Annotated in this window: 7 protein-coding genes; 4 read left to right on the top strand and 3 right to left on the bottom strand. The window is 72.0% G+C overall.

All coding sequences use genetic code 11. The features are described from left to right. Positions 1-148 precede the first annotated feature (148 nt). Positions 149-1,645, top strand: coding sequence for a DNA-binding protein NsdB (locus CCN44_RS41805; protein ID WP_086704468.1), 1,497 nt, complete (start codon positions 149-151; stop codon positions 1,643-1,645). Between the two features lie 127 nt (positions 1,646-1,772). Here the strand turns inward: CCN44_RS41805 and CCN44_RS41800 are convergent, their stop codons facing one another. Next, on the bottom strand, positions 1,773-3,161 hold the full coding sequence (locus CCN44_RS41800; protein ID WP_086704465.1) for a PP2C family protein-serine/threonine phosphatase: 1,389 nt from the start codon (positions 3,159-3,161) through the stop codon (positions 1,773-1,775). 349 nt (positions 3,162-3,510) lie between these two features. Here CCN44_RS41800 and CCN44_RS41795 point away from each other — a divergent pair, with 349 nt between their 5' ends. Then, positions 3,511-3,924 carry an SsgA family sporulation/cell division regulator gene (locus tag CCN44_RS41795; protein ID WP_086704462.1) on the top strand — a complete coding sequence of 138 codons (414 nt, stop codon included), beginning with the start codon at positions 3,511-3,513 and terminating at the stop codon, positions 3,922-3,924. A 25-nt stretch (positions 3,925-3,949) separates the two neighbouring features. On the opposite strand, the gene CCN44_RS41790 is transcribed toward CCN44_RS41795, so the two are convergent. Then, positions 3,950-4,975, bottom strand: coding sequence for a Gfo/Idh/MocA family protein (locus tag CCN44_RS41790; RefSeq protein ID WP_086704459.1), 1,026 nt, complete (start codon positions 4,973-4,975; stop codon positions 3,950-3,952). 66 nt (positions 4,976-5,041) lie between these two features. Continuing rightward, complete coding sequence (locus CCN44_RS41785) at positions 5,042-6,136, bottom strand: baeRF3 domain-containing protein (protein ID WP_059247444.1); 1,095 nt, start codon at positions 6,134-6,136, stop codon at positions 5,042-5,044. Positions 6,137-6,306: 170 nt separating this feature from the next. On the opposite strand from CCN44_RS41785, the gene CCN44_RS41780 reads away from it, so the two are divergent. Both CCN44_RS41780 and asnB read left to right on the top strand, forming a co-directional pair. Next, positions 6,307-7,086, top strand: a complete 780-nt coding sequence (locus CCN44_RS41780) for an alpha/beta fold hydrolase (protein WP_086704457.1) — start codon at positions 6,307-6,309, stop codon at positions 7,084-7,086. Positions 7,087-7,362: 276 nt separating this feature from the next. Continuing rightward, positions 7,363-8,915, top strand: a 1,553-nt coding sequence (gene asnB, locus CCN44_RS41775) for an asparagine synthase (glutamine-hydrolyzing) (RefSeq protein WP_086704454.1), incomplete at its 3' end; no start/stop codon positions are given.

Below are 8,915 nucleotides of genomic sequence, written 5' to 3'. Positions count from 1 at the left end.
GGCGACCGGGTCGGGGTGGCGCTTTCCTACCTGACACCCGATGCCCAGTGGCACACCATCTGGCGGACCCTGGCGAACCGTGGCGAATAGTCGCCCGGCAACCTGCACCCGGCTACTGTCAACTCAGCCGAGAACCTGGGGGCTTGACGTGAGCGGACAACCCAACACCCGACTGGCGGACCTGTTCGGCCTGGCCGGCTGGTCGAAGGGCGAACTCGCGAGACTGGTCAACCGGCAGGCGGCGGCCATGGGCCACCCCCAGCTGGCGACCGACACCTCCCGGGTGCGGCGGTGGATCGACATGGGAGAGATCCCGCGCGATCCGGTGCCGCGGGTGCTGGCGGCCCTGTTCACCGAGCGTCTCGGCCGTGTCGTGACCATCGAGGACCTCGGTCTGGTGCGGCACGGGCGTGCGGGGAAACGGCAGAGCGACGGGATCGAGGAACATCCCGACGGTGTGCCGTGGGCGCCCGAACGGACCGCCGCGGTCCTCACCGAATTCACGGGAATGGACCTCATGCTCAACCGACGCGGCTTGGTGGGCGCGGGTGCAGCGCTCGCCGCGGGATCCACACTCAGCAGCGCCATGTACGACTGGCTGCACACCGACCCGGCCCTGAAGGCCGACGCCCCTGTCCTCGACGACCCCCTGCACGCCGACCCCGCCGGGTTCGACCGCTACGAAGCCGCCCCCATCGGGTCCCAGGAGATCGAGGAACTGGAACGCTCGGTCGAGGTGTTCCGCGCCTGGGACGCGGCCCGTGGCGGCGGGCTGCAGCGCAAGGCGGTCGTGGGCCAGCTCAACGAGGTGGGCGGGATGCTCGCCTACCACCATCCACCCCATCTCCAGCGGCGCCTGTGGGGCGTCGCGGCCAACCTCGCCGTCCTCGCGGGCTGGATGTCGCACGACGTCGGCCTGGAGCCCACGGCGCAGAAGTACTTCGTCATCGCCGCCCATGCCGCGCGGGAGGGCGGGGACCGGCCGCGCGCCGGTGAGGCGCTGTCCCGGGCGGCCCGGCAGATGGTGCACCTCGGCCGGCCGGACGACGCGCTGGACCTGATGAAGCTCGCCCAGTCCGGTGCCGGCGAACGCCTGCAGCCGCGGACGAAGGCGATGTTCCACACCATCGAGGCCTGGGCGCAGGCGTCGATGGGCAAGGGCCAGGCGATGCGCCGCACGCTCGGACGGGCGGAGGACCTCTTCGTCTCCGACCGGCAGGACGTGGAACCGCCGGACTGGATGCAGACCTTCAAGGACGAGGACCTGTACGGCATGCAGGCGCTCGCCTACCGCACCCTGGCGGAGTTCGACCCGGGCGCGGCCGCACACGCCCAGTACTACGCGGAGAAGGCCCTCGCCCTGCGCGTCGACGGACGCGAGCGGTCGAAGATCTTCGACCATCTGTCCATGGCCTCGGCCTGCTTCATCGCCGACGACCCCGAACAGGCCGACCGCTACGCACGGCTGGCGCTGATGTCGATGGGGTCCAATTCCTCCCGTCGCACCTGGGACCGGCTGCGGCAGATGTACCGGCTGACCGCGGAGTACGCCGGCTACCCGAAGATCCACCAGCTGCGGGAGGAGATCAGACTCGCCCTGCCCAAGCCGAGGGCCAAGGGGGACGGCAACAACGCACAGGCATGAGGGGCATGAGGGGCCTGTGCGCGGTCCGGCCCGACGGGTCGGCTGCCGTCAGGCGAGAGCGCTGTGCTGCGACAACGCTCTCATGCGGTGACCCTGTTGCCGGTGACCGTGTGATGCGGTGACCCTGTTACGCGGTGACCTTGGCGACGAGCACGCACGCGTCGTCCTCGCGCCCGGCTCCGCCGAACTCCTCGACGATCGTCCGCACACAGTCCTGCGCGGTGCGCGCCGTGCCGAACCGTGCGGCGAGGTCGAGCAGCCGGTCCACGGCCGCCGTCCTGCCCTGCCCCGACATCAGCCCGTCGGTGTGCAGCAGGAGCAGATCGCCCGGTTGCAGGGTGACGACGGACTGTCCGTAGACGGCGCCCGAGGAGGCGCCGAGGAGGACGCCGTCCGGTGCGTTCAGCGGGCGCCCCGTCCCGTCGCGGTACAGCAGCGGGGCGGGGTGTCCCGCCTGCGCCCAGACCAGCGTGCGGCTCTCGGGCCGGTAGCGGCAGCACACGGCGCTGCCCAGGGCGGGCTGCACGGTGGTGTCGAGTAACTGGTTGAGCAGGGTGAGCAGTTGCCCGGGCTCCGTGCCGGCCAGTGCCATGCCGCGTACGGCGCCGAGCAGCATCGCCATGCCGGAGGCGACGGACACGCCCTGTCCGGTGAGGTCGCCGACGGTGAGCAGGGTCTGGCCGTCGGACAGTTCCAGCGCGTCGTACCAGTCCCCGCCGATCAGTGTGGGGGTCGCGGCCGGGAGGCGGTGGGCCGCGAGGTCCAGGGCGACCGGTCCCTGGTGCGGGAGCCGCAGGGAGCCGCGCCATGGCGGTAGCACGGCTTCCTGCAGCTCTGCCGCGATCCGGTGCTCGGTCTGCTCCTGCCGGCGGTGGCGGTGCAGCGAGTCACGGGTCTCGCACACCGTCCGCTGGCTGCGGCGCAGTTCGCTGACGTCGCGCAGCACGGCCCACATGGAGGTCGTGCCACCGTCGGCGCCGAGCACCGGTTCGCCCATCATGTGCACGGTCCGCAGGGAGGCGTCGGGCCGTACGACGCGGAACTCGCCGTCGATCGGCTTGGCGTCGACCAGGCAGTCCGTCACCATCGCGGTCAGCCGGGGCCGGTCCTCCTCCAGGACCAGGCTGGGCAGCTCGTCCAGGGTGAGTGCGGGCCGGGCCGGGTCCAGGCCGAGGATCTGGTACAGCTCCCCGGACCAGGTGGCCTCGTCGGTCAGCAGGTTCCACTCGGCGCTGCCGACGCGGCTGAGCAGCGAACCGCCCGGGGCGGCGGGGGCGGGGGCCGGGCCGTCCCGCAGCTGCGCCAAGTGTGCGTCCAGGTCGTCCAGTTGGTGCAGGGCGAGGTCGTACAGGGCTCGCTGCCAGCGCTCCTCGGGGTCCGCACCGTCGCTCCGGGTGTCCCGCCGTACGGCGTCCACGTCGCCCTTGAGCCGCCGCGCCTGCGTTATCAGCGCCTCGACCGAGCCGCGCCCGGGCGGCTGGGCGGCTGAGCGGTCCGCGGAGACTGGGGACGGCATGACGCACTCCGATGGGGAACGGTACGGCGGGGGACGACGGGGGGACCGCTACGACTGTTGCACAGCCCGCGACGCCCTGTAAGGGATTTGGCAACACACGATACGGTGGTGCTTCCGGCATATGCCAGAGTCTTCCCGGAGCGTTCCGAGGGTACGAACGGTGTACGCGCCTCGTCCGCCAAGTCGTAGTGCGCTTACGTGAGTTGAGTCAGGCGGACCCGTCTCGGCCCGGTGTTCACGCACCTGTTCGACGCTTGTCTGTTCCATGGTGCCGCGGAGCGGCCGGTACCCGCCGAACTCTGACCGGAATTGGCGTCATGCGGCGGGCCCGAGCGGACTCCTAAAGGACATGGACATCACCGTCGAACAGCTCGCCGAAGCCCGGCTCATCACCGCCCAGGACAACGAGGTCCCGGTGCGGGCCACCCTTCGCTACACCGCCGACGATCCCCTGGCCGTGTTCGTGGACTTCCCGGCCGAGGCCGCGCTGCACGGCGAGGAGGTCACCTGGACCTTCGCGCGGGCCCTGCTCGACCAGGGGCTGCGCGCCCCGGCCGGCCACGGGGACGTGCAGATATGGCCCTACGGCCGCACCCGCACGGTCCTGGAGTTCCACTCGCCGCACGGCATGGCCCTGCTGCTCTTCCCGGCCTCGACGCTGCGGCGCTTCCTGGTGCGCACCTACCAGGTGGTGGCGTGCGGGCAGGAGGACGTGGCCGAGGTGGTGGAGCGGGGGCTGAGCGCCCTGTTCGGCGGGGTGTGAGCCGGGTCAGCGGGCGCCGCGCGCGTCAGCGGCCGGCCGTGGCGTACACGTCGGGGCGCGGGGCGAGGTCGACGGTCGCCCGGCCGCCTGTCGACAGGGCGCGGACGCCGGCCTCGGCGACGACGGCTGCCGCGTAGCCGTCCCACACGTCCGGGCCGGTGACCTCGCCGCGCCGGGCCGCGTCGACCCATGCCTGCACCTCGCGGTCGTAGGCGTCGGCGAAGCGGACGAGATAGTCCTGGGCCACCTCCTCGCGGGCGGCGCCCCGCGCGGTGACCACCATGGTGTGCTCGTCGCCGATCCGGGCGCTGCCCGCCTCGCACACCGCCTCGCAGCGCACCTGATAGCCGAAGCCGCAGTTCACGAAGACCTCCACGTCCACCAGAGCGCCCCGCTCGGTCTCGAACAGCACGAACTGCGGATCGATCAGGCCCTCCGGCGCGCCCGCGGACGGTGCGGGCCGCAGCACGGTGACCGCCGTCAGCTCCTGCCCGAGCAGCCAGCGGGCCGCGTCGATCTCGTGCGAGACCGAGCTGTTGATCAGCATGGCGCTGGTGAAGCCGGCGGGGGAGGAGACGTTGCGGTGCGTACAGTGCAGCATCAGGGGCCGGCCCAGGCTTCCTCCGTCCAGCAGGGCCTTCAGCCGCTGGTACTCGGCGTCGTAGCGGCGCATGAAACCGATCTGGGCCAGCCGGCGGCCGATGCGGGCCTCGGCCTCCACGACCCGCAGCGCACCGGCGGAGTCCGGCACCATGGGCTTCTCGCACAGCACCGGCAGCCGCCGTTCGAAGGCGGCGAGCAGGGCTTCCTCGTGCGCGGGGCCGGGGGAGGCGATCAGGACGGCCGCCACGCCGGGCGCGTCGAGCGCGGCCACCGGGTCGGTGTGCACGGTGACCCCGGCCAGGCCGGCCACGGCCGCTTCGGCCCGGTCGCGGTCCGGATCGGCCACCGCCGCCACCCTGGCTCCGCTGACCACTTGGTCGAGACGCCGTATGTGATCAGCCCCCATGTGTCCGGCACCCAGTACCGCCACACCCAGCAGGTCACCCATGTGTGCGCTCCCTCACGCCGACGATCACGCCGTAGCGTACGCCGACGCGAGGGCGGCGCCTCGGGGTCAGTACCGCAGCACCCCCGCGATGCCGTCGGCGTCGCCGAGCGTGCCGTCCGGCACGAAGCGGACGTCGGCTCCGGTCTCCAGACACTGCTCGACGATCTCGTCCACGATGTCGTCGCGGGCGTCCCGGTCGCCGGGTTCGGCCGGCACCAGATGCGCGCCCAGATCCCGGACGGTGGCCCGGAAGTTCTCCTCCACGGCCAGCAGCCGGACCCGTCCCTCGCGGGCGCTCTGCCACAGCTCGTCCAGCCCGGCCGCGAAGGTCCGGTGACCGCGTGCCGACGTCAGCTCCCGGACCACGGCCGCGGTCTCCTTGCGGGACTCCGCCTCCAGCACCGGCCGCACCGCCTGCCAGACCGCGTCGGGACCGGCGTGCCCGAGGCCGCCGCGCGGGACGTGGACGGCGGCCTTGGCGACGCTGCCGACCTCGTCCAGCAGGGACAGCGCCGCCTGGTCGCCCATGACGTACAGCGGCCGGGGCTGCTCGCGCAGGACGGTGCTCATGGCCGTGTCCGCCTCGCGCAGGAACTGCCGGGTGCCCTCGTCGCGGAAGGTGCTGGGCAGATCACCGATCTGCATCTGGCGCTCCGCGTCGAAGTTCTCCCGTCTGCGCTCCAGCGGGAAGCCGCCCGCACGGGACGGCACCACACGGTCGTCGCCGCCGCTCCACAGGGAGACGCGGTCCGCGGCGATGGACAGCACCCAGAAGGGCCGCTCGGCGGCCTGCGCGGCGACCAGGTTGCGGGTGAGGAAGGTGTCCGACAGCACCACCCGCTCGGGGACGGGCCGGGCCAGGGACCAGACCTGGTGCTCGCCCGGCGCGGCGAAGATCACCAGGCCGTCCTCGGCGTGCGTGAGGTCCACCTCCGCGAGCGCCCGGTCGAGCTGGGCCACCACCTCGGCGCGCCGGTCGCGGGTGACGGCGGGGTCGGATTCCAGGCGTCTGCGTGCCTCGGTCACCACATTGCGCAGCCGGACCGGATCCTGGCCGCTTCCGCGTTCCCGACGGTGCGTCGGGGTCAGCACGGAGACCGCCGGATAGGGGCGCGGTCGCCGCAGTTCGGCGAGGGTAGCGGGACTCAGTGCGTGCTCCATGACAGCACGATAGGGCGGATTCACGTATGCGGCATTCGGGGTAATCCGGACCTCGTCGACGCCGCCGCGCACCGCGGGAACTCCCCGGCGGACGCCGGTGACGCGAGGCCCCGCCGCCGGTTACCGTACTCGCCAGTAACCGGATCGTGCCGCACACCAGGAGGCCCCGCATGCCGCAGTTCGACGTCGACGGAGCGAGACTGGCGTACGACGACGAGGGACCCCGCGACGCGGCGGAGGTGCCCCTGGTGTTCGTGCACGGCTGGACCGCGAACCGGCACCGCTGGGACCACCAGACGGCGCACTTCTCCGCCCGGCGCCGGGTGATCCGGCTGGACCTGCGCGGGCACGGGGAGAGCACCGGGGCCGGGGTGCCCGGCATCGCCCACCTGGCGCGGGACGTCGTCGCGCTCCTCGACCACCTGGAGGTGGAGCGGTGCGCGCTGGTCGGTCACTCGATGGGCGGGATGATCGCGCAGACCGTCGCCCTCGCGCACCCCGCGCGGGTGGAGCGGATGGTGCTGGTCAACTCCATCGGACGGATGACCTACAGTCGTGGCCGGGGTCTGCTGATGGCGGCCTCCACCCTGGTGCCGTTCCCCCTGTTCGTGGCCGCCAACATCAAGCGCGCCTTCGGGCCCGGCTACCCGCGCGAGGAGATCCGGAAGCACGTCCGGGCCTCCGCCGCCACCCCGCGCGAGGTCGTCATGACGCTCTACGGCGCGATGCGGGCCTTCGACGTCCTGGACCGGGCCGGCGAGATCTCCGCGCCGACCCTGATGGTGCACGGCTACCACGACGTACAGCTGCCGGTGCGGCAGATGCTCCGGCTGGCCAAGGCCTACCCCGACGCGGTCGTCCGCGTCCTGGACGCGGGCCACGAGCTGCCGCTGGAGAAGCCGGCCGAACTGACCGGCGCACTCGATGCGTTTCTGACCGCGAAGCCGTAACGCACCGGCTTCTTGAGCAAGTTTTTGCCTGTGGCCGGTTCATGTCGCCCCTTCCCCGGTAGCGCGCGGATCGGCGGATTTTGCTGAGGCAAAATGCGGCCGAAATCGTGGGGCGGGCGGCCTCGTCGTGTTACGGCCACGTTGACGCGCCCGAGTGCCTGACGGAGGCTCGTCATATAGGTGCTCGATACAACTGGTTTGTCGGCCGACCCCCGCTCACCGGGAAAGCGCAGGTGAGCGAGGGGGCGACGGGCAGCCGGAGGCAGGAGGTAGCGCATGTGCGGCATCACCGGATGGGTCTCTTTCGACCGTGACCTGACGGCCGAGGCCACCACATTGCATGCGATGACCGAGACGATGGTCTGCCGGGGCCCGGACGACCGCGGCACCTGGGCCGAGGGCCCCGCCGCCCTGGGCCACCGCCGGCTCGCCATCATCGACCTCCCCGGCGGCCGTCAGCCGATGTCCGTACAGACCTCCGAGGGCACCGTCGCCCTCGTCTACTCCGGCGAGGCCTACAACTTCACCGAGTTGCGCCGGGAACTGACGGACCGGGGCCACCGGTTCACCACCGACTCCGACACCGAGGTGGTCCTGCACGGCTATCTGGAATGGGGCGACGCGGTCGCCGAACGGCTCAACGGCATGTACGCGTTCGCCGTGTGGGACGGCCGGCACCACAAGCTGGTGATGATCCGCGACCGCATGGGCATCAAGCCGTTCTACTACTACCCGACCCCCGACGGCGTCCTGTTCGGCTCCGAGCCCAAGGCGATCCTCGCCAACCCGCTGGCCCGGCCCCGCGTCACGCTGGACGGCCTGCGCGAGCTGTTCGTCATGGTCAAGACGCCCGGACACGCCGTCTGGGACGGCATGCGCGAGGTGGAGCCCGGCACGGTCGTCACCGTGGACCGGTCCGGCCTGTCCACCCGCGTGTACTGGCGCCTGGAGACCCGTCCGCACACCGACGACCGCGACACCACCATCGCCACCGTCCGTTCGCTGCTCGACGACATCGTGCGCCGCCAGCTGGTCGCCGACGTGCCGCGCTGCACCCTGCTCTCCGGCGGGCTCGACTCCTCCGCCATGACCGCGCTCGCCGCCCGGCAACTCGCCGCGCAGGGCGAGAAGGTGCGCAGCTTCGCCGTCGACTTCGTCGGCCAGGCCGAGAACTTCGTCGCCGACGAACTGCGCGGCACCCCCGACACGCCGTTCGTGCACGACGTGGCCCGGCTCGCCGGCACCGACCACCAGGACATCGTGCTGGACGCCCAGGCCCTGGCCGACCCCGCCGTGCGCGCCCAGGTGATCCGCGCCCGCGACCTGCCCTCGGGCCTCGGCGACATGGACAGCTCGCTGCTGCTGCTCTTCCGCGCCATCCGGGAGAAGTCCACGGTGGCCCTGTCCGGCGAGTCCGCCGACGAAGTCTTCGGCGGCTACCTGCAGTTCTTCGACGAGGAGGCGCGGCGCGCCGACACCTTCCCGTGGCTGGCGACCATGGGACGCCACTTCGGCGACGACGCCGACGTGGTGCGCCCCGACCTCGCCAAGTCCCTCGACCTGGAGAGCTACGTCGCCGACGGCTACCGCACCGCCGTCGCCGGCATCGACCGGCTGACCGGCGAGAGCGACTTCGAGTACCGGATGCGGCAGATCAGCCACCTGCACCTGACCCGCTTCGTGCGCATGCTGCTCGACCGCAAGGACCGGATGAGCATGGCCGTCGGCCTGGAGGTGCGGGTGCCGTTCTGCGACCACCGCCTGGTCGAGTACGTCTACAACACCCCGTGGGCGCTGAAGTCCTTCGACGGCCGGGAGAAGAGCCTGCT

The organism is Streptomyces tricolor, from assembly GCF_002155905.1.
In the GTDB taxonomy this organism is placed as follows: domain Bacteria; phylum Actinomycetota; class Actinomycetes; order Streptomycetales; family Streptomycetaceae; genus Streptomyces; species Streptomyces tricolor.
Note: the sequence above shows the minus strand (reverse complement) of the source record. Positions and strands in the feature narration are given on the sequence as shown.

What these genes read in the sequence shown, in the direction of transcription:
- CCN44_RS41790 (WP_086704459.1), bottom strand. Translation starts at nt 4,975, where the DNA reads ATGGGTGACCTGCTGGGTGTGGCGGTACTGGGTGCCGGACACATGGGG.
- CCN44_RS41785 (WP_059247444.1), bottom strand. Translation starts at nt 6,136, where the DNA reads ATGGAGCACGCACTGAGTCCCGCTACCCTCGCCGAACTGCGGCGACCG.
- CCN44_RS41800 (WP_086704465.1), bottom strand. Translation starts at nt 3,161, where the DNA reads ATGCCGTCCCCAGTCTCCGCGGACCGCTCAGCCGCCCAGCCGCCCGGG.
- CCN44_RS41795 (WP_086704462.1), top strand. Translation starts at nt 3,511, where the DNA reads ATGGACATCACCGTCGAACAGCTCGCCGAAGCCCGGCTCATCACCGCC.
- CCN44_RS41780 (WP_086704457.1), top strand. Translation starts at nt 6,307, where the DNA reads ATGCCGCAGTTCGACGTCGACGGAGCGAGACTGGCGTACGACGACGAG.